Origin of the sequence: Allofournierella sp. (genome assembly GCF_048388525.1) — a bacterium.
GTDB lineage: Bacteria > Bacillota > Clostridia > Oscillospirales > Ruminococcaceae > BQOK01.
Genome location: NZ_DBGCTQ010000049.1, coordinates 129,397 through 148,766, shown reverse-complemented (window position 1 = coordinate 148,766; position 19,370 = coordinate 129,397). Strand labels below are relative to the sequence as shown.

The window sequence follows — 19,370 nt, the reverse complement described above, 5'->3', positions numbered from 1 at the left end:
GCTTTCACTTTTAATCGTCGTTCAGTACTTCCAGGCCGTCGAGCTCATAGCCCACAAATTCGATCTTGCCGTTTGTCAGTTCTTTTCCCGCCTGTGCAAGGGCGCTTCGCAGGGCAGCCTCATCGCCGCCCGCCTGCACCTGGGCCTCCAGGGTCTTCTGGGCGGCCTGCATGGCCTGCTGCAAAAACTGATCCCGCCCCGCCACGGTCAGGCCGTCCTGATCCAGGATGCGGTACGCAAAGCTGTAATCGGCCGTCACCTCGGCGCCCACCTGCCGGCCAAAGACCTCCCGCTTGCGGCTCACCGCTGCCCGGCCCCGGAACACCGGGTCGTTTCGCCTGCCGGAATACGCCTCGTCCAGCCGGGCGGCATACTCGTTCCAGGAGGCCTGCACCGTGTTGCGCAAAAACGTCTCGTTCTCGTCGCCCTCCGGCAGGAACGCCAGCACTCTCTCGTAAAGCTCCATCCCGTTCTCATCCCCGGCGGTCAGGGCGGCGTTCACCGCCCGGTTGAACGCCGCAATGCTCATTTCCCCGTACCCCTTGCCCGGCAAAGCGGCCAGCAGCGTATCGTACTCGGCCTTGGTGTAACCGTTCCACCCGCTGTCCGTGCCCGCCTGAACGGTGACGCCCGTTTGGGCTGTCATGCCCACCAGCACATCCCCTACCAGGGTCCTGATGCCGCCGGGCTGCACGTTTTCGGCCACTGCCTTTTGCTGGCGCGCCGGGGCCGAGGTTGCAAACACCACCGCCACCGCCGCCGCCAGCATAAGCCCTGCCCCCATGCCGAAAGCAGTCAGGGGCTTTGCCTTCATGATCGCGGTGATCCGCTCGGTGAGGGCGTTCCTGGAAAAGCTGCTGGTCAGGGGCGCAAAGCCGCCGTGCTGCTCTGCCATGCCCACCAGGGCCAGGGCATAGGGCGCCCGGGCGCCGCGGCCGTACTGCCGCACCACCGCCTCGTCGCAGGCCAGCTCCAGATCCCGCCCCGCCAGCACGTACATGGCCCACACCAGGGGGTTGAACCAGTGCAGGCACAGCACCGCGGCCAACAGCCATTTGGTCAGCGCGTCAAACCGGCGCACATGGGCCATCTCGTGGGCCAGCACAAAGGCAGCCGTCTGCCCGTCCCCGCCCTCCAGCGCGCTGGGCAGCAGGATCACCGGCCGCAGCACCCCGTAGGTCAGGGGCGAGGCGATCTGGTCCGACACCCGCACCTGCACCGGGCGTCGAAGCCGGTTTTCCGCCATCCATTCCAGGATCGCGCCGTCGCTTGCCGGCAGCGAGGCCAGGTAATCCCTCCTTGCCCGCAGGTGCGCCGCCAGGAAAAACACCGCCAGCGCCAGGCCGCCCCCGATCCACAGCGCCGTCCAGGGCACGGCAGCGCCCGCTGCGCCGGTCAGGGCGGCGGTTTGTGCGCCGTCGGCGGCAAGCACCCCGGCCCGCTGCGGCAGCCCGGGCAGCCTGCCCGCCGCCGCCCAGATGCTGGCAGGGGAGGGCAGGCTCACCGGCAGCGCCAGCCGCGCCAGGGTCAGGGCCCACAGCGCCAGGAACATCGCCTTGGGCAGCCGGTTCATCGCCAGCGCCCGCACCAGGATCACCGCCAGGATCATCGCGCCCCCATAGGCGCTCATTTCCAGCAAAGAGAGCATTGCGTTCACTCCAATTCCTCAATGAGTTTTTTCATGCCTTCGATCTCCTGGGCCGAGAGCTTTTTGCCCCCCAAAAGGCTGGCCACCAGCCGGTCGGCCGAGCCGCCGTAGTTGCGCCGGATCAATTCGTCGGTCTCCTGCCGGCACACCTCGGCCCGGCTCACCAGCGCCCGGCAGCGAAAGCCGGGTTCCATGCGCTCCACCGCGCCCTTTGCCACGCACTTGCGCAGCACGGTATAGGTGGTGGGCTTGCTCCATCCCACGGTCTTTTCCAGCTCCCCGGCCAGCTCCTTGGCGGTCATCGCACCCTTTTCCCACAGGCATTCCATGATCTTCCTCTCCGAATCAAACAGCTTCACTTCCGGCATATCCGTTTCCCCTTTCTATTTTACTGCAATAAAACAGCATCTTCATTTTATTGCAGTAAAATGGATTTGTCAACGCTTTTTAAAAAGATTTTCACAAAAGCGCAAAAAGCGGCGGCCTTGCCCTGCAAAGCCGCCGCCTTTTCCGCCCTTTCTCCGGGGCAGGGGGCTGCCGCCCCACCGCCCCGGCTGTACCGCCAGGCCTTTTTAAAAGTTGAATTCGCTTTCCCAGTCAAACTCTCCCGCGCTCTCCACGTCCTTTGGCCAGTGGCCGCACCAGCGGGGCACCCGGGGCTCCTTCACCCGGTCGATGCTGGGGGTATAGGGTTTCAGGTCCAGCACCGGGGTGCCGGGCGCCGCGTCGCAGTAGGCGATCCACACCCGGCCCGCCCTTTGGTCGATCCCCAGCACCTGCACCACTGACAGCGCAATGGGGTTTGGCCGCCGGGGCGAGCGGGTGGCAAAAATGCCCATATAGGCCGGCCCGCGGGTGTAGGGGCTGTCTGCGCCGCGCACCGCCCGGTCCTTGGGCGTGTCGCACCGGTCGAACCACCACAGCACGTTGATGTGGCTGAATCCCTCCAGCCCCTCCAGGGCGGGTGCATATCCGGGCGCGAGCTGGATGAACTGGGCGCCCTCTTCTCCTTCCACGCTGCCGATGGGGGATAGGGTAAACTGCTTCATGGCTGCCGCCTCCTTTTTGTGATGATCCCAGTGTAGACCCTCACACCGTGGCAGAGTCAAGCCCTTTTGTTCTTTTCCGCCCCCGTCTTTTTTCAAGGCCTCCGCGCCCTCACCCAGCCCGCCGCCCATCGGGCGGCCTCAGGCCCGCAGCCGCACCGGGGTCTGCACCTCGGTCAAAAACTTTTCCGGGTCGGCCTCCCCATAGGGGCCCACATGGCAGATCTGCCGGCTGGGCCCGGCCATCTCGTACCGGCGGTGCGCTTCCAGCCACCGGGCGAACGCGTGGTAGGCCGGGCCGATGTTTTCATAGGGGCCGCGCACCATCACGCAGGCCATCGTGTCCACCGGTTCCAGCTGCCGGTATACAAACCCCTCCTTGCTTTGCCCCATCCGGCTCACCCGCACGGCCACCTCCACGTCCACGCCCTCCTCCCGCTGGCCCTCATCGTAAAAAAGCGCCAGGTTGCTCGCTCCCGGCAGGGGCTCCGCTTCCTCCCGCCGCATAAAATCATACAGCCTTTCCCACAGGCGCCCCTCGCAGAAGTGGTCGGGGATCACCTGCCGCAGCCCCAGGATCAGCCCGCCTGGGGCTGCTTTCAGCACCACATTGCAGTGCACCTCCAGCCGCCCGCCGGCCAGGTCCTCCAGCGCCGCATCGATCTTTTCCACCCGCCGCCGCTGCCGCTCCAGCTCCTCCTCCAGCTCCCGCCTTTTCGCCCGCAGGCCTTCCGCTACCGCGCCCTCCTCCCACCGCGCCAGCAGGGGGGCCATCTCGCCCACCGTGAACTGGGCGTCCCGCAGCAAAAGCACCCGCTGCAATTGCGGGATCTGCTCCGCGGTATACAGCCTGTAGCCGGTAAATGGGTCGGTCAGGGCGGGTTTTAAAAGCCCCTGTGCGTCGTAATACCGCAGCATCCGCACCGACACCTGTGTCAGCCTGGAAAATTCGCCGATCCTGAACATGGCCGCCCGCCTCCTTGCCTGTTTGTCTCAGTATACCGGCTGCGGAGGCATTCTTCAATCCCCGGCCGCGGGGCAGGGGGACCGGGCGCGGCTGCCCTTCTGCGGGGTTTTTCCGGCAAAAAAAGTCCCCGGCTCGTCGGCCGGGGAAAGGGCAAAAAAGTGCCCCCCGTGCTTGCGGATCACGGGGGGCGTTTAAGGGGTATCGCTTTGGTGTGAGGAGGAATCATGTACAGGACTTCGGTTGCGGCTCCTCCGTCCTGTGATTTTAGTATACCCGGAACTTGCGTAAGAAGTTTTAAAGCTCTGTTAACTTTCTGTGAATCTTAAAAATCCTGTTTTTTTCCTCTCTGGCCCGCCGGGTCCCCTTTGCCGCCGCGGCGCAAAGCGCCCTCTCTCAAGCGGCGGCTCCCCTTCATACCTTTCCGTAGATCCCCCGCACGCTCACCTCGCCGGTAAAAACGGAGGCCGTCCCCTCCTCGGTGCGCACCACCAGCCGCCCCTCTTCGTCCACGTCCTCCGCCACGCCCCGGCCCCCCTCAAATTCCACCGGGCGGCCCAGGTTCACGCACGCCGCCCGGTATTCCTCCCGCACCGCGGCAAAGCCGCTCTCGCAAAAGGCGCTCAGCGGTCCGCCGGGGGCAAAGCGGGCGCTCAAAACCGCGGCCAGCCGCGCAGCGGCGTCCCGGGGCAGGGGAATGCCCCCGGCTTCCAGGCTGGCCGCGTGGGGCAGCCCGGCCGCCTCAAACTCCGCCCGGCTCTGGCGCAGGTTCACCCCGATGCCGCACACGATGCCGCCCGGCACCCCCTCGCACAGAATGCCCACCAGTTTTTTGCCGCCCAGCAAGAGGTCATTGGGCCATTTCACCGCGCACGCCGCGCCGAATTCCACCCGCAGCGCGGCGGCTGTTTCCAGGCTCACCGCCAGCGGCAGGCAGGCGGGCTGGGCAAAGGGCCGCTTGAACACCACCGTGTAATACAGCGCCGCGCCCGGCGCGCTGTGCCAGGCCCGCCCCAGCCGCCCGCGCCCCGCCGTCTGGGCATCGGCCCACACCGCCGCGCCATCCTCAAGGCCCGCAAAGCGCTCCTTGCACCAGGCGTTGGTGCTGCCCACCGTCTGCAAATGATACAGCGCCGGCTCAGTCGTAGTCTTCAAATTCCGGCACCTCTCTGTGTTCCAGCTGGAACGCGCCGCCCCCCGGCAGGCTCAGCAGGCCGTAGGTGGCCTGCCCGTGCCGGGGCATCCCCGCGCTGCCGGGGTTAAACAGGGTCACGTCGCCGAACTGTTCCTTGGCGGGGATGTGGGTGTGGCCGAACAGGGCGATGTCCGCCCCCCGCTCCCGGGCAAGGCCCGCCAGCTGGTACAGATCGTACTTCACGCCGAACAGGTGCCCGTGAGTGTAGTAAACGCACACCCCGGCAAACGCCGCCAGGCCGTCCACCGGCTCCAAAGCGCTGAAATCGCAGTTGCCCCGCACCGCATACACCGGCAGGCGGGGGCGCAGCCCCTCCACCACCTCCAAATCCCGCAGCCCGTCCCCCAAAAAGATCAGCGCGTCCAGTTCTTTTTCCCTTGCCAGCACCCGCCGGTAGGCGCTCGCCATGCCGTGGGTGTCGCTCATGATCAGGATTCGTTTCATGTTTCGCCCTCCCTGGCAAGCAGCCGGTACACTTCGCTCTTGGAATAGGGGGTGCCCGCCGCGGCCTGCTTTGCCGCCGCCGTGGGCGAAAGCCCCTCTTCGATCAAGCGGCGGGCGCGCTGCGCGGCCTCCTGCAGGCTCACCGCCTCGGGCGCGGGGGCCGCCGCGCCCTCCATCACCAGCACATACTCCCCCCGGGGGGCGGTGTCCGCATAATGCGCCGCCGCCGCGCCCAGGGTGGTCTTGTCCACTTCCTCGTGCAGCTTGGTCAGCTCCCGCGCCAGGGTCACGCCCCGCTCGGGGCCAAACGCCGCGGCAAGATCCGCCAGGGTGGCCCGCAGCTTGTGGGGGGCCTCGTAAAAGATCACGGTGCGCTCCTCGCCGGCAAGGGCTGCCAGCCGCTCTTTGCGCTGGCGTGCGTTCATGGGCAGGAAGCCCTCAAACACAAAACGCCCGGTGGCCTGGCCGCTCACCGCCAGCGCGGTCACACAGGCGCTGGGCCCCGGCACCGGCGTCACCCGGATGCCCCTTGCCAGCGCGTCCCGCACGATCACCTCGCCCGGGTCCGAGATGGCGGGCATGCCGGCGTCGCTGCACAAAGCGCAGCTCTCGCCCGCCTCGATGCGGCTCAAAATATAGTCTCCCCGCTCCTTCAAATTGTGCTCATAATAGCTCACCATGGGCTTTTTGATCCCCAGGTGGTTGAGCAGCTTTAAGGTGACCCGGGTGTCCTCGGCGGCAATAAAATCCGCGTTGCCAAAGGCCGCGGCCGCCCGGGGGGTCAGATCCTCCAGGTTCCCGATGGGGGTCCCCACGATGTACAGGGTACCCTGCATGCCCCTTCACATCCCTTCCTTGTAAATCTTTTGCAGCTGGGCGCTGGGGCGGCCCGCCTCGTCCGCCATCAGGATATCCGGCTCAAAGCGCAGGCCGGGCCGGCGGTTCTTCTGCGCCTCCAACAAAAACAGCCAGGGCGCGCCGTCCGGCTCCTGCTTTGCAAAGGCGATCCGCTTGGGCTCCAGGCGCGCCGCGGCCAGCGCGGCACACACCCGCGCCAGCTGGTCCGGCCGGTGGCACAGCGCAAAGCGCCCGCCGTCCCGTAAAAGGCGGGCCGCGGCGGCCGCCACCTGCTCCAGGGTGCAGCCCCCCTCGTGCCGGGCTGCGGCCCGCGCGGGGCTGGGGCTGGCGCGCCCGCCGGTAAAATACGGGGGATTGGCCGCCACCAGGTGCTCTTCGCCCGTGCCGGGCAGCTCGTTCAGGTCCATGCACAGCGGCAGGATGTGCGCCAGTTCCGGGTCTTTACACCGCGCCAGCTCCAGCAGCGCCGTGCCCTCCGGCTCCTTTTCCACCGCAAGGCAGGGACCCCGGTGGCCCAGATCATGCCAGCGCAGCGCCACGATGCCGCACCCGCTGCACAGATCCACCGCCCGCTCGGCGCGCCGCGGCCTGCAAAACGCCGAAAGCAGCATGGCGTCGGTGCCAAAGCGGTGCGCCCCGCTCACATACACACTGGTTCCATTATACAATGTCTCTGCCGAATAATCCACTCGCGTTTCACCTCTTTGCAGCCCGCCGCGCCGGGCGCGGCACAGAAAAAGCGGCAGGTGAATCCACCCGCCGCTCTTTTTTGTTTTACCGCCTCAAGGGGGCTTTTTCAGCCCTCTTCGATGGCGCCCACAGGGCAAGCGCCGGCACAGGTACCGCAGGAAATGCAGGTATCAGGGTCGATCTCGTACTTGCCGTCGCCCTGGCTGATGGCGCTCACGGGGCACTCGCCCTCGCAGGTGCCGCAGGAAACGCAGGCGTCAGTGATCTTATAAGCCATGATCATTCTCTCCTTTTTCTCCATATTCTTTGGCGCCCGCCGCAGGCCCAGAGAAAGCGGGCGCCGCGCGGGCAGGGGGCATTGCCCCTTTATGGGTTTATTGTAGCATAAAATCCAAAAAGAACAAGGCCCTGCAGGTGAAAATTTGCCGAAAACTTTGCCGTGCCTTTGGTAGCAGTGTGGCCCAAAAACCCCCTGCTTATTCCTCTTCCGGGTCCGGCGCCCGGGGCGCGCGTTTGCCGCCCCGCAGGTAGGTGCACTCGCTGCGCTTATAGTATTTTGGGGCCAGCGCCTCGTTCTGGAACCGCACCTTCAGCATGCCGCTCACCGGGTTTGCCTCCACCACCATGCCGTCTCCGTCCGGCGTGCGCACAATGCTGCCCGGCATGGGGGTGATGCCGTTCAGGTATTCATAGGCCTTTTGCTCATAGGAAAGGCAGCACATCAGCCGCCCACAGCTGCCGCTGATCTTGGTGGGGTTGAGCGAAAGCCCCTGTTCCTTCGCCATCTTGATGGAAACCGGCTGGAACTCCTTCAAAAAGCGGCTGCAGCAAAAGGGCTGCCCGCAGATCCCAAGGCCTCCCAGCATCTTGCTCTCGTCCCGCACGCCGATCTGCCGCAGCTCGATCCGGGTGTGGAATACCCCGGCCAGGTCCTTTACCAGGTCCCGGAAGTCGATGCGGCCGTCGGCAGTAAAGTAGAACACGATCTTGGTGCGGTCCAGGTTGTACTCCGCCTCCACCAGCTTCATATCCAGCTTGTGAGCCTCGATGCGCTGGCTGCACACCTCAAAGGCGGCCTTTTCATCGGCCCGGTTTTTTTCCATACGGCGCACGTCCACCGCGTCGGCCATGCGCTTGACGGGTTTCAGCTCGTGGGCCACCTGGCTGTCCGGCACCTCCCGGGGCCCGGCCACCACCTCGCCGCACTCGGTGCCGCGGGCGGTGTCCACAATCACGTGGTCGCCGGTCTGGATCTCAAACCCGGTGGGGTCAAAATAATAGGCTTTGCCGCCCGGCTTAAAGCGGACGGAAACGATCTTTTTCATATGGTTCTCGCTTGCCCTGCCGCGGGGCGGGTGTTCATTTCTTTTGCCCGCGGCGGAACTTGGGCAAAAGTTTGTAAAGAAGAAAGGGAACGCCGGCCCCCGGTGCGCCGCTAGCCGGCCAGCCGTGCAGCCAGGCACGTTAGCAGCAGCTTCTGGTTCAGGTTCCGGGCCATATCCTGCACCGCCGCGCCGCACAGCGCCGCCGTGCGGGCAGCCGCTTTGGGCGGCAGGCCAAGGCTCGTTTCCCCCTCCAGCGCGGCGGCCGCCACGCTGGCAAGGTCCCGCAGAAGGCGCTGGGCGGCGGGCTTGTCCTTTTCATAGCCCGCCAGCCGCACCAAAAGCTCATACTCGTTTTTTTCGCCCACAGCGCGGGCCAGCTCCAGCGCCTCGTCCAGGCTGCGGGCGGCCTCCGGCTCGCCGGCAGCGGCCCGGGCCAGGCCGATCCGCCCCGCATACACCCGGGCCAGCAGGCCGGGCCTTGCGCAGGCCGGGAATTCCTTTTTCAGGTACGCCTCGCACTCGGCCGCGCTCACCGGCGCCACGGTATAACCCTCGCACCGGCTGCGGATGGTGGGCAGCACCGCGGCCGCCCCAGTGGCCGTCAGCACAAACAGCACCCCCTCGGGCGGCTCTTCCAGCACCTTCAGCAGCGCGTTTGCGCTGGGGCCGTTCAGCTTGTGGGCGCCGTAAAAAATCACCACCCGCCCCTCGGCGGAAAGTGCGGTGTCAAACACCTGGCGGCGCACCTGGCGCACCCGGTCGATCCTGATCTCGCCCGAGGCCCCTTCGCCCCGCACCTCACAGCACTCGGCTGCCCGGCCGGCCAGCACGGCCTCGGCCTGCGGCCCGCCCTGGGGGTACAGCCGGTCGGCAGCCAGGCACCGGGCCGCAAAGCCCGCGCCGCAGCCCGCCTCGCCGCACAGCAGCACACTATGAGAAAGCCGCCCTGCGCGCAGGGCGGCCTGCAAGTCCTGTTTCAGTTCGGCGTTTCCCGCCAGCCGGTCCAGCATCACAGCTTTTCGAACCGCTCCACATTTGTCACGAACACGGTCGCCCCGCCCACCGTGACCTGCAGGGGGTAGGCCGTGGCCACCCCAATGCCGTAGCTGGCGGTGCTGGGCACCACCTCGGTGCGCTGCTTGCAGCAGCCCGCGATCAGCCCGATGCACTCGTCCACCTTCTCGTCCTCGGTGCCGATCAGCAGGGTCATATTGCCGGCCATCAAAAAGCCGCCCGTGGTGGACAGCCGCGTGACCGAGAAGCCCGCCTTGATCAGCTCGTTACAAACATGCTTGGAGTCCTCTTTGTTCACGATCGCAGTGATGAGTTTCATATTGGCAGCTCCCCTTTCAGAGCAGGGCAAAAGGCCCGGTGCTCTCTTTACGTTCATTATAGCATGGCGGCGCGCAAAATTCCACAAAAAAGTGTGGCCGGCCGCCCTTGCCGCGCGGCCTTTCGGCGGTTTTTACCGGTCACGCCACTGGTTCTGCCACTCGCGGCGGCGCCGGCGGTTTTTGATCTCGGCCCGGATGGCCTGCACCGTGCCCTTTCCGAAGAAAAGCAAAAAGTTCGCCAGGCCCACCACCAGCGCGGCGCTGCTGCGCCAGTCGCCGAAAAACAGCGGCGCCAGGATGTTCAGCAGGCACATGGCCGCCGCGATCCAGCCCAGCCACTTCACCTTCACAGGGATAAAGAAGAACAGCATCAGCCGCACCTCCGGGAACAGGTACGCAAAGGCCAGAAACAGCGAATAATACAGCGCCATGGCGTCGCTGTAGCCGGTGATCAGGCAGGCGATCCACGCCCCGGCCATGCCCAGCACAAGGTACATGTCAAATTTAAAGCTGCCCCAGGCCCGCTCCAACGAGGTGCCGATCATATAGATCAGATACAGCGCCAGCGCGAACAGCAGCGGGTTCCAGGTCATGCTCACCGGGCTGAACACAAAGCTCACCAGCCGCCACACCTGCCCCGCCGCCAGCCCGCTGCGGGTCAGCTGGATCAGGTAATACAGGTTCTGATAAGCCAGCATCACCACCAGCCACACGGCGATCTGCCCGCCCACGATCACCAGCATCAGGTTCCGGGGCGCTCTGCGCCCCCAGCGCTGTTCCATTTTTGTAAGCCAATCCATCGGCGTTGCTCCTTTTCAGTCAAGATTTGTTTTTGTTGTACCATATATTTGTGGAAAATCTTTTACGAAACAGGCGATTCTTTCCACTTTTTCCCCGGCTTCTTCAACAAAAAGTTAAACCGGCTTTTCCGCGGGGGATCCATATGTTGAAAACTCTTGACTCAGACGGCGGTTTTAAACACTTTCAACCGAGTTTTCAACGCTTTTTGTGGAAAGCCTGGTTTTATACCTGTTGTAAAGCCTTTCGGGAAAATTTTTCACAGCCCTGTGGAAAATCCCTTGCAAAATGGATTTTTCACTCTTTTTTGCCCTTGCACTTTTCGTTACTTTTGTTGTATTTCCGGCGGGTGGAACCCCTCACCGAACACCTCGTTCGCCTCGCAGATCATCACCATGGCGCCCCGGTCCACCCCGTGGGCGGCGGTGCGCACCTTGAACACCTCGTTGTTCGAGCAAGCGCACATCACCATGCATTTGGCAAGGCCCGAGTAGCTGCCGGTCACGTCCACCAGGGTGCTGCCGCGCTCCACCGCCTCGTCAATGGCTTTGGCCACCTCGGCGCCCCGGTCGGTGATGATCAGCGCCAGCTTGCCGCTGCCCGCGCCGTACATGATCTTGTCCATCACAATGGTCAGCGCAAAGGCCGCGATCATGCCGTACAGCGCCGAGTCGATGTCCCCGAAGGCCGGCACGCCCACCAGGATGATGATGCCGTCCATGGCAAGGCTGATTTGGCCGAAGCTCATGTGGGGGGCCTTTCGCTTGGCCGTGTGGATCAAAAAATCCGCGCCGCCGGTGCTGGAACCCCGCATATAAATGATCGAGAGCCCCGCCCCCATCAAAATGCCGCTGAACACCGCCGCCAGCAGCCGGTTGCCCTCGTAAACGGGGAACAGGGGCAGCACCAGGTCGATCACGGCGGTGCTGATCAGCATGGTACGCAGGCTTTTTATAAAAAAGCGGTGCCCCAGTGTCTTGTAGGTGCACAGGATGATGGGGATGTTCAGCACCAGGCTCACGGTACCCACGGGCAGTCCGAAGAGATAGTTCACAATCAGCGCCAGGCCCGAAATGCCCCCCGGCGCAAACCCTCCCTTCAGCGCAAAGGTGTACACCCCCACCCCAAACAGCACGCTGCCCGCCAGGTCGTAGGCGACATCCAGCAAAAACTCCCTGCGCTTCGCGCGTTTTTCCACAGGCGGCCTCCTCCTCTGTTTAAAATCGCGCGCCGCGCCGGCAGACAAGTGCCGGGCAGCGCGCCGCATTCTCAAATGTATTATAGCATATTTGCCGCCCGCTACACAAATCCGCGGCAGGGCAGGGGAGAAAGGCCGCACTTTGCGCCCTTTATGCGGTCAGCCCCGCTTCTCCCTCTTGGGGCAGGGGCCGGGCAACCAAAAAAGCCCCCGCTTTGCAGCGGGAGCGGGATCTCGGGGTGGCAAGCCCGCACGTCCGCGCACCGGCCGGGCAACCCCGCAGCGGGCTTCACTCCTTGTGTGCGGCGGCCGGTCCTTCCCGCGCCGGTTTTGCATGGCACCTTTGCCGGTAATACGAACTCAGGTATACGCAGACCAGCCAGACCGCCGGAAACACCAGCGCCGCCGCCGTGTAATAATTCGGTCTGTTTTTCACAATGCTGTGAAAAAGGGCCGCGTATACTCTGGGGGAAACCGTGATCAGCACGACCGCCGGAATGACCAGGCCCACCGCAATCCGGTTTTTTCTTGCCAGGAACCACTGCAGCACCCCCAGGCACACCACCACCGCGATCAAGAACCAGCCGAGCTGCCAATCTAAAATGCGGTGGCGCACAAGGAACTCCCTAATAAGATCCATCTCTTTTCGTCACCTTCCCTCTTTCCATTTCCCGCGCCAATAAAAAACGTCGAAAATGGCGGCCAGCCAGATGGGAGGGATCGCAAGCGTAACCAGCACCGAGAAGGGGATCCCGATCTTTACCAGGTCTACCCACGCATAAACCGTAAAAACGGCAAAGCAGGCCGGCAGGATCAGGCCCCAATACCAGCGGCACTTCCTCGCCAGCACGAGCTGTACCACTGTGGCGATAAGCGCGCACAGCGCCCATGTCTTTAAGATCATGTTTCCCCCTTTGCTCCAAACACTATTTGCGCCCTCTCAAAAGAAAAGGCTCTTTCCCACACAAATGCATTGGACCCTTCTCCTTTCTTTTATTTCCATTTTTATCCTATCATATAATCCATAATATGAAAAGAAACATGCGCAATTTTAATAAAAATTGCGCATGTTTCTTTTGCCTACGCAAGCTCCTCCCCGCAGCGCCTCTCATTTCACACAAAAAGCCCCCCGCCTTTCGGCGGGGGGCAAAACCTTTTCTCGGGGTTTTCAGGGCTGCTTCACGCTCACTCGTACAGCTTTACCAGCTTCTCCAGGTACTCGTAGCGCTCCTTGGCCTTCTGGTCGGCCAGGTCGAACAGCTCCTCAGCGCGCTCGGGGAAAGCCAGCTTCAGGCGGCTGTACCGGGTCTCGTTGGAGATGAACTCCTTGTAGTCCGCGGTGGCGGGCTTAGAATCCAGGCTGAAGGGGTTCTTGCCTTCGGCCTTCTTGCGGGGGTCGAACCGGAACATGTTCCAGTAGCCCGCCTGCACGGCCTTCTTCATCTCAGCCTGGCAGTTGGTCATGCCGCCCTTCACGCCGTGCATCTCGCAGGGCGCGTAGCCAATGATCAGCGAGGGCCCGTGGTAGCTCTCGGCCTCGGTGATGGCCTTCATGGTCTGGTTCATGTCGGCGCCCATGGCGATCTGGGCCACGTACACATAGCCGTAGCTCATGGCGATCTCCGAAAGGCTCTTCTTGCCAATGGCCTTGCCGGCGGCGGCAAACTGCGCCACCTGGCCGATCTGGCTGGCCTTGGAGGCCTGGCCGCCGGTGTTGGAGTACACCTCAGTGTCGAACACGAACACGTTCACATCCTCGCCCGAGGCAAGCACGTGGTCCAGGCCGCCGAAGCCGATATCGTAGGCCCAGCCGTCGCCGCCAAAAATCCACACGCTCTTCTTGGAAAGATACTGCTTCTGGGGCAGGATGTCCTTGCTGTACTGGCAGTCAGGGTCGGCCTCCAGCTGGGCGATCAGCTTCTTGGTGGCCGCCGCGTTGGCGTTGCCGTCCTCGTAAGTGGCGAAGTACTCCTCAATGGCGGCCTTCTTGGCGTCATTGGTGGTCACCTCGGCCAGTTCGTGCAGCTTGGCGGCCAGCGCCTCGCGGATCACCTTCTGGCCCAGATACATGCCCAGGCCGTGCTCGGCGTTGTCCTCAAACAGGCTGTTCGCCCAGGCGGGGCCGTGGCCGTTCTCCTTGCTCATGGTGTAGGGGGAGGTCGCAGCGGGCCCGCCCCAGATGGAAGAGCAGCCGGTGGCGTTGGAAATATACATCCGCTCGCCGTACAGCTGGGTCACCAGGCGGCCGTAAGCGGTCTCGGCACAGCCGGCGCAGCTGCCGCTGAACTCAAGCAGCGGCTGGTTGAACTGGCTGCCTTTCACGGTGGTCTCGGCCATCATGCCGTCCTTTTTGCGCACGTTCTCCACACAGTAGTCGAACACGGGCTGCTCGGCCGCCTGGCTCTCCTGCGGCACCATCTCCAGCGCCTTGCCCGGGGCGGGGCAGGTGTTCACGCAAACGCCGCAGCCCATGCAGTCCAGCGGGGAAACGGTCATCACGAACTTGTAGCCCTCGCAGCCCTTGCCCTTCATGGCGGCGGTCTTGATCCCTGCGGGCGCCGCAGCCACCTCCTCGTCGGTCAGGGCAAACGGGCGGATGGTGGCGTGGGGGCACACAAACGAGCACTGGTTGCACTGGATGCAGTTCTCGGGCTTCCACACGGGCACGGTCACGGCAACGCCGCGCTTCTCGTAGGCCGAAGCGCCCTGGGCGAACTGGCCGTCCACATAGTCCACAAAGGCGGAAACAGGCAGGCTGTCGCCGTCCTGGCGGGCCACAGGCTCCAGAATGTTCTTCACCATCTTCACGGTGGCGGGATCGCCCTGCAGCGCCTCGCCGTCGCCGGCGTCCACGGCGTTTGCCCAATCGGCGGGCACCTCCACCTTGTGGTAGGCGTCAAAGCCGGCGTCGATGGCCTTCCAGTTCATCTCCACAATGGCCTGGCCCTTCTTGGAGAAGCTCTTCTCGGCGGCCTGCTTCATATACTTGATGGCGTCCTCGCGGGGCAGCACACCCGCCAGCGCAAAGAACGCCGACTGCAGAATGGTGTTGGTGCGCTTGCCCAGGCCGATCTCCACCGCCTTGTCGATGGCATTGATGGTGTAGAGCTGGATGTTGTTCTGCGCAATGTACCGCTTGGATTCAGCGGGCATGTGCTGGGCCAGCTCTTCGTCCGACCACTGGCAGTTGATCATGAACACGCCGCCGGGCTTCACGTCCTGCACCATCTTGTAGCCCTTGATCACGTAGCTGGGGTTGTGGCAGGCCACAAAGTCAGCCTTGTTGATGTAGTAGGGCGCGCGGATGGGCTTGTCGCCGAAGCGCAGGTGGCTGATGGTCACGCCGCCGGTCTTTTTCGAGTCGTACTGGAAGTACGCCTGGATATACTTGTCGGTGTGGTCGCCGATGATCTTGGTGCTGTTCTTGTTGGCGCCCACGGTGCCGTCGCCCCCGAGACCCCAGAACTTGCACTCCTTGGTGCCCTCGGCTGCGGTGTTGGGGGCGGGCTTCTCCTCCAGCGAAAGGCCGGTCACGTCGTCCACAATGCCAATGGTAAAGCGGCTCTTGGGCTCGGCCTTCGCCAGCTCGTCGTACACGGCGAACACGCTGCGGGGCGGGGTATCCTTGGAGCCCAGGCCGTAGCGGCCGCCGATCACGGCGGCGTCGTTGCCCGCTTCGCGCAGGGCGGTGACCACATCCAGGAACAGGGGCTCGCCCAGGCTGCCGGGCTCCTTGGTGCGGTCCAGCACGGCGATCTTCTTGGCGGTGGCGGGAATGGCGGCCAGCAGTTTCTCCGCCACGAACGGGCGGTACAGGCGCACCTTCACCAGGCCCACCTTTTCGCCGTGGGCGGTCATGTAGTCCACGACCTCCTCGGCCACGTCGCAGAACGAGCCCATGCAGATGATGACCCGCTCGGCGTCAGGCGCGCCGTAGTAGTTGAACAGCTGGTAGTTGGTGCCGATCTTGGCGTTGACCTTCTCCATGTATTTTTCCACGGTGGCGGGCAGCTCGTCGTAGTAGCGGTTGCAGGCCTCGCGGTGCGGGAAGAAGATGTCGCCGTTTTCGTGGCTGCCCCGCATCGAGGGGTTCTCGGGGTTCAGCGAGTGGTTGCGGAACTCCTCAATGGCGTCCCAGTTCACCATCTCGGCCAGATCCGCGTAATCCCACTTCTCGATCTTCTGGATCTCGTGGCTGGTGCGGAAACCGTCGAAGAAGTTGATGAAGGGCACGCGGCCCTCAATGGAGGCCAGGTGCGCCACGGCCGAAAGGTCCATGACCTCCTGGGGGTTGGACTCAGCCAGCATGGCAAAGCCGGTCTGGCGGCAGGCATACACGTCCGAGTGGTCGCCGAAGATGTTCAGCGCCTGGGTGGCCACGGTGCGGGCCGAAACGTGGAACACGCTGGGCAGCAGTTCGCCCGCGATCTTGTACATGTTGGGGATCATGAGCAGCAGGCCCTGGGACGCGGTAAAGGTGGTTGTCATGGCGCCGGCAGCCAGGCTGCCGTGCACGGCGCCGGCGGCGCCGGCTTCCGACTGCATCTCCATGACCTTGACCTGCGTGCCGAAGATGTTCTTCTGGCCCGCCGCGGACCACTGGTCCACGTAGTCCGCCATGGGGCTGGACGGGGTGATGGGGTAGATGGCCGCCACCTCGGTAAACGCATAGGCTACATGCGCTGCCGCGGTGTTGCCATCCATGGACTGTTTTGCTCTAGGCATTTTTCTTCCTCCATAACTTATCAGTATTTAACGTCGCTCCCTCCAGGTGGGGGAATGGGCGCTATTACCTATGTTCTATTTTAACAAAAGTGTCCGCGGATGTAAACCACCTTCGCCGGGCTTTTTGCGCCGTGCGGGGCTTTTATCGGGCAATTTACCGCGCCAGTTCCTGCCTGCCCTTCCTTTTCGCCCCAAAAGCCTGTTTTTTGCCCCAAACCCGGGTTTGACAAGCCGGGGGAGAGACCGTATAGTATATTTATGATATTGTAAGAACAGCTCCGCAAGGGGCGGGTAATGGGAGAAACACATGGATACGACCGGCCTACTGATCGCCCTCGGCGCCGCCCTGGCGGCTCTGGCGATCGGCCTTGTCCTGGGCTGGCTTGCGGCCCGCAGGCTCAAACGGGCGCCCCGCTGGCTGGCAAGGCTCGGCGGCGCCGACCCGGTGACCGAAGAGGACCTGTACGAACTGGTCGACGACGCCGACCAGCAGGACCTGATCGATTCCAGCCAGAAAGAGATGATCAACAACATCATCGAACTGGCCGATGTGACTGCGGGCGACATCATGACCCACCGCATGGACATGGTAGCCGTGGAAGAAAGCGCCACCTGCCGCGAGGTGATCGCGGCGGCCCTTGCAAGCGGCAACAGCCGGCTGCCCCTCTACCGCAAAACGGTGGACGAGGTGGTGGGCGTTTTGTACGTCAAGGACCTGCTGGCCCTCTTCGACGAGCCGGACGGCCTGGAAAGCCCAGTGCGCCGCTTTTGCCGCCGGGCCATCTACGTGCCCGAGAGCCGCCCCGCCAGCCAGCTGCTGCTGGACTTTAAAAACCAGCACACCCTGCTGGCCATCGTGGTCGACGAATACGGCGGCACCGCGGGCCTAGTGAGCATGGAGGACATCCTGGAGGAGATCGTGGGCGACATCCAGGATGAATACGACGACGAAGAGGCCGAGCTCTCGCCGGACGGCGACGGTTTTCTGGCCGACGGCGCGCTGGATCTGGAGGACGTGTTCGAGGCCTTCGGCCTGGAATGCCCCGGGCGCGGCGAAAACGAGGAGTTCGACACGGTGGGCGGCCTGATTGCCGACAAGCTGGGCCGCATCCCCGCCCAGGGCGAGGCCGCCAGCGTCAGCTGGGGCGGGCTCACCTTCACGGTGGTAAAAGCCGGCGAGCGGCGCATCCACCGGGTGCGCTGCATCCGGGCGCAAAGCGCGGCGGGCGGCAAATCCCCGGAAAGGCAGGGGCACACATGAGCCATTTTGAGCGCACTCTCTCCCGCGAAACAGTTTACGGGGGCAAAGTATTCACCGTCACCCGCGACCAGGTGGAGCTGGAAAACGGCCAGACCTCGGTGCGGGAGATCGTGCACCATCACGGCGGGGCCTGCGTGGCGGCCCTCACCGGGCAGGACGAGGTGTATCTTGTGCGGCAGTTCCGCTACGCCTTCGGCGAGGAGCTGTGGGAGCTGCCTGCGGGCAAGCTGGAGCCCGGCGAGGACCCCTTCGAGGCCGCCCAGCGGGAGCTGGGCGAGGAGTGCGGTCTCATCGCCCGCCGCTACACCGACCTGGGGGCCTTTTATCCCACGGTGGGCTATTGCAGCGAGATCATCTACACCTGGCTTGCCACCGATCTTTCCCCCTGCGCCATGCACCTGGACGAAGACGAGTTCCTCACCCCCGAAAAGGTCCCCTTTGAAACCGCGGTGGACATGGTATTCACCGGCGAGATCAAGGATGGCAAGACCATCGCCGCTCTGCTCAAGATCAAAACCCTGCGTGAACGAGAAAAGGCGGCCGAATGATTTTTCTCAAGCAGCTGGATCAGGCAGACAAAGAAACGCCCGGGCGCCTGCCCGGGCGTTTCTTTGTCTGCACCCCCTCAGTAGATGGGCCCATGCCGGATGAACTCCACCGTATAAACAGCGCCCAGCACCGTGAGCACCGCAAGGACCAGCCAGCGGGTCCCTCTGCGTCTTGCGGTCAGCGCCAGGGCCGCGGGCAAAAGGAACAGGCCCTCGGCATAGCGGGGCGCGCTGAGCAGCCAGGTCGCCCCCATGGTAAAAGCCAAATAAGCCAGCCCATATGCCAGATGATGCACCGCCAGCTTTTTGGCGGTCAGGGTCAGCAGTGCCAGGCTGCACAGAATGGTGCACACCGCTGCCAGGCTGATAAATAGCGCTCCCGCCCGGTTTCCCCCCGCCCACCAGGAGGCGAAATAACCCAGGTGATACCGCACCGTATCGGTAAAAAAACCGGGTCCCTGGTGCCAATGCTCTTTTTGATACACGGCAAACTGAAACCAGTTTCCGTACACCCTCCAGTTCAGCAAAAGATACATTCCCAGACCCAGGGCCGGGGCTGCCACCGGCCACAGCGCAGCCGGCCGGGGGGCGCTTTTTTCCCGCCGCCAGCACAGGATGTACCACGCCGCTGCCGCTCCGGCCAGCAACGCGCCGGGGCTGCGGCACAGGGCGGCCAGCAGGCCCAGCCAGCCGGCGGCGGCCGGCCGGTCCTTTTCCAGCGCCAGGAAAAAACTTACAGAAAGCGCCAGGAACAAGCTCTCGGTCATGGGAGTAAAAAAGAAGAAAGCCCCGGGAGCCACAAGCAAAAAAGCCAGGGCCCAGCGGGCCGCGCCCGGGCCGTAATTGCGGCGCAGCAGGGCGTAGAGCGCTGTGCCCGCCCAGCAAAACAGGGGAATCTGCAGCAAAAAGCCGGCCAAGTGCAGCGGCAGCCTGCCCCCCAGCGACACAACTCGCAGCAACGCCGGAAAAAGCGGAAAAAACACAATCTGGACCGTCTGCTCCGGCCACAGCTCGCTGCTGCCGGTTCCATAGCCATATTGTGCCAGTCCCACATAACTGTTCGAGTCGATATTCTGCCCGAAAAAGCGCTGCACTGCCGCTGCCAGTCCCTGTCCGGGGTATTGCCACAGGGCACAAACGCTGAACAGCGTTATAAAACAAAGTCCGGCGCACAGGCAGGCTGCCAGCACCCGCACATATTCCCCCTTGCACGCCGGGCTGGGCGCGGGTCCTTCCGGGTCGGGCCAAAACAAACGCCGCACGCAAACTGCTGCACCCCATAAAAACAGTGCCGCGGCCACTCCCGGCAGCACCGCTTGCAGTATATCCAATCCAC

At 63.8% G+C, this 19,370-nt stretch carries 20 protein-coding genes; 2 read left to right on the top strand and 18 right to left on the bottom strand.

The features are described 5' to 3' along the window. Positions 1-10: 10 nt before the first annotated feature. The 17 genes from ACMLHZ_RS06050 to nifJ form a co-directional block, all read right to left on the bottom strand. Positions 11-1,648: a M56 family metallopeptidase gene (locus ACMLHZ_RS06050; RefSeq protein WP_418666887.1), complete on the bottom strand. Its 1,638-nt coding sequence runs from the start codon at positions 1,646-1,648 to the stop codon at positions 11-13. A 5-nt stretch (positions 1,649-1,653) separates the two neighbouring features. Continuing rightward, positions 1,654-2,016, bottom strand: a complete 363-nt coding sequence (locus tag ACMLHZ_RS06045) for a BlaI/MecI/CopY family transcriptional regulator (protein WP_418666870.1) — start codon at positions 2,014-2,016, stop codon at positions 1,654-1,656. A 204-nt stretch (positions 2,017-2,220) separates the two neighbouring features. Continuing rightward, on the bottom strand, positions 2,221-2,697 hold the full coding sequence (locus ACMLHZ_RS06040) for an SAM-dependent methyltransferase (protein ID WP_418666869.1): 477 nt from the start codon (positions 2,695-2,697) through the stop codon (positions 2,221-2,223). 138 nt (positions 2,698-2,835) lie between these two features. Beyond that, entirely contained in the window at positions 2,836-3,660 is an 825-nt protein-coding gene (locus ACMLHZ_RS06035) for a MerR family transcriptional regulator (protein WP_418666868.1), read from the bottom strand. A 412-nt stretch (positions 3,661-4,072) separates the two neighbouring features. Beyond that, positions 4,073-4,813 (bottom strand): biotin--[acetyl-CoA-carboxylase] ligase, encoded by a 741-nt coding sequence (locus ACMLHZ_RS06030; protein WP_418666867.1) that lies wholly within the window; start codon positions 4,811-4,813, stop codon positions 4,073-4,075. Next, positions 4,797-5,297, bottom strand: a complete 501-nt coding sequence (locus ACMLHZ_RS06025) for a metallophosphoesterase family protein (protein ID WP_418666866.1) — start codon at positions 5,295-5,297, stop codon at positions 4,797-4,799. Before ACMLHZ_RS06025 ends, ACMLHZ_RS06030 begins: the two co-directional genes overlap by 17 nt. Next, entirely contained in the window at positions 5,294-6,133 is an 840-nt protein-coding gene (rsmI, locus tag ACMLHZ_RS06020; protein ID WP_418666865.1) for a 16S rRNA (cytidine(1402)-2'-O)-methyltransferase, read from the bottom strand. Before rsmI ends, ACMLHZ_RS06025 begins: the two co-directional genes overlap by 4 nt. A 6-nt stretch (positions 6,134-6,139) precedes the next feature. Continuing rightward, on the bottom strand, positions 6,140-6,844 hold the full coding sequence (locus ACMLHZ_RS06015; RefSeq protein ID WP_418666864.1) for an SAM-dependent methyltransferase: 705 nt from the start codon (positions 6,842-6,844) through the stop codon (positions 6,140-6,142). 107 nt (positions 6,845-6,951) lie between these two features. Beyond that, positions 6,952-7,122, bottom strand: coding sequence for a DUF362 domain-containing protein (locus ACMLHZ_RS06010; protein ID WP_177562162.1), 171 nt, complete (start codon positions 7,120-7,122; stop codon positions 6,952-6,954). Positions 7,123-7,321: 199 nt separating this feature from the next. Then, entirely contained in the window at positions 7,322-8,170 is an 849-nt protein-coding gene (locus ACMLHZ_RS06005) for a PSP1 domain-containing protein (RefSeq protein WP_418666863.1), read from the bottom strand. A gap of 110 nt (positions 8,171-8,280) precedes the next feature. After that, positions 8,281-9,180 (bottom strand): hypothetical protein, encoded by a 900-nt coding sequence (locus tag ACMLHZ_RS06000; protein WP_418666886.1) that lies wholly within the window; start codon positions 9,178-9,180, stop codon positions 8,281-8,283. Continuing rightward, positions 9,180-9,503: a cyclic-di-AMP receptor gene (locus ACMLHZ_RS05995; RefSeq protein WP_177562166.1), complete on the bottom strand. Its 324-nt coding sequence runs from the start codon at positions 9,501-9,503 to the stop codon at positions 9,180-9,182. Before ACMLHZ_RS05995 ends, ACMLHZ_RS06000 begins: the two co-directional genes overlap by 1 nt. A gap of 132 nt (positions 9,504-9,635) precedes the next feature. Next, positions 9,636-10,304: a Rhomboid family protein gene (locus tag ACMLHZ_RS05990; protein WP_418666862.1), complete on the bottom strand. Its 669-nt coding sequence runs from the start codon at positions 10,302-10,304 to the stop codon at positions 9,636-9,638. A 323-nt stretch (positions 10,305-10,627) separates the two neighbouring features. Beyond that, complete coding sequence (locus ACMLHZ_RS05985; protein WP_418666861.1) at positions 10,628-11,500, bottom strand: YitT family protein; 873 nt, start codon at positions 11,498-11,500, stop codon at positions 10,628-10,630. 289 nt (positions 11,501-11,789) lie between these two features. Then, a complete protein-coding gene (locus ACMLHZ_RS05980; protein ID WP_418666860.1) occupies positions 11,790-12,140 on the bottom strand; it encodes a hypothetical protein in 351 nt (116 codons plus the stop codon). Between the two features lie 9 nt (positions 12,141-12,149). After that, the gene (locus ACMLHZ_RS05975) at positions 12,150-12,404 is read right to left on the bottom strand and encodes a hypothetical protein (RefSeq protein WP_418666859.1); all 255 of its coding nucleotides are present in this window, start codon (positions 12,402-12,404) and stop codon (positions 12,150-12,152) included. 281 nt (positions 12,405-12,685) lie between these two features. Then, the gene (gene nifJ / locus ACMLHZ_RS05970; RefSeq protein WP_418666858.1) at positions 12,686-16,225 is read right to left on the bottom strand and encodes a pyruvate:ferredoxin (flavodoxin) oxidoreductase; all 3,540 of its coding nucleotides are present in this window, start codon (positions 16,223-16,225) and stop codon (positions 12,686-12,688) included. Between the two features lie 307 nt (positions 16,226-16,532). Here nifJ and ACMLHZ_RS05965 point away from each other — a divergent pair, with 307 nt between their 5' ends. Together ACMLHZ_RS05965 and ACMLHZ_RS05960 are read left to right on the top strand one after the other, a co-directional pair. Further along, positions 16,533-17,486 (top strand): hemolysin family protein, encoded by a 954-nt coding sequence (locus ACMLHZ_RS05965; protein WP_418666857.1) that lies wholly within the window; start codon positions 16,533-16,535, stop codon positions 17,484-17,486. Beyond that, complete coding sequence (locus ACMLHZ_RS05960) at positions 17,483-18,034, top strand: NUDIX hydrolase (RefSeq protein WP_418666856.1); 552 nt, start codon at positions 17,483-17,485, stop codon at positions 18,032-18,034. Before ACMLHZ_RS05965 ends, ACMLHZ_RS05960 begins: the two co-directional genes overlap by 4 nt. A 77-nt stretch (positions 18,035-18,111) precedes the next feature. Here ACMLHZ_RS05960 and ACMLHZ_RS05955 read toward each other — a convergent pair whose 3' ends face one another. Next, positions 18,112-19,365, bottom strand: a complete 1,254-nt coding sequence (locus ACMLHZ_RS05955; RefSeq protein ID WP_418666855.1) for a hypothetical protein — start codon at positions 19,363-19,365, stop codon at positions 18,112-18,114. Between the last annotated feature and the right edge of the window lie 5 nt (positions 19,366-19,370).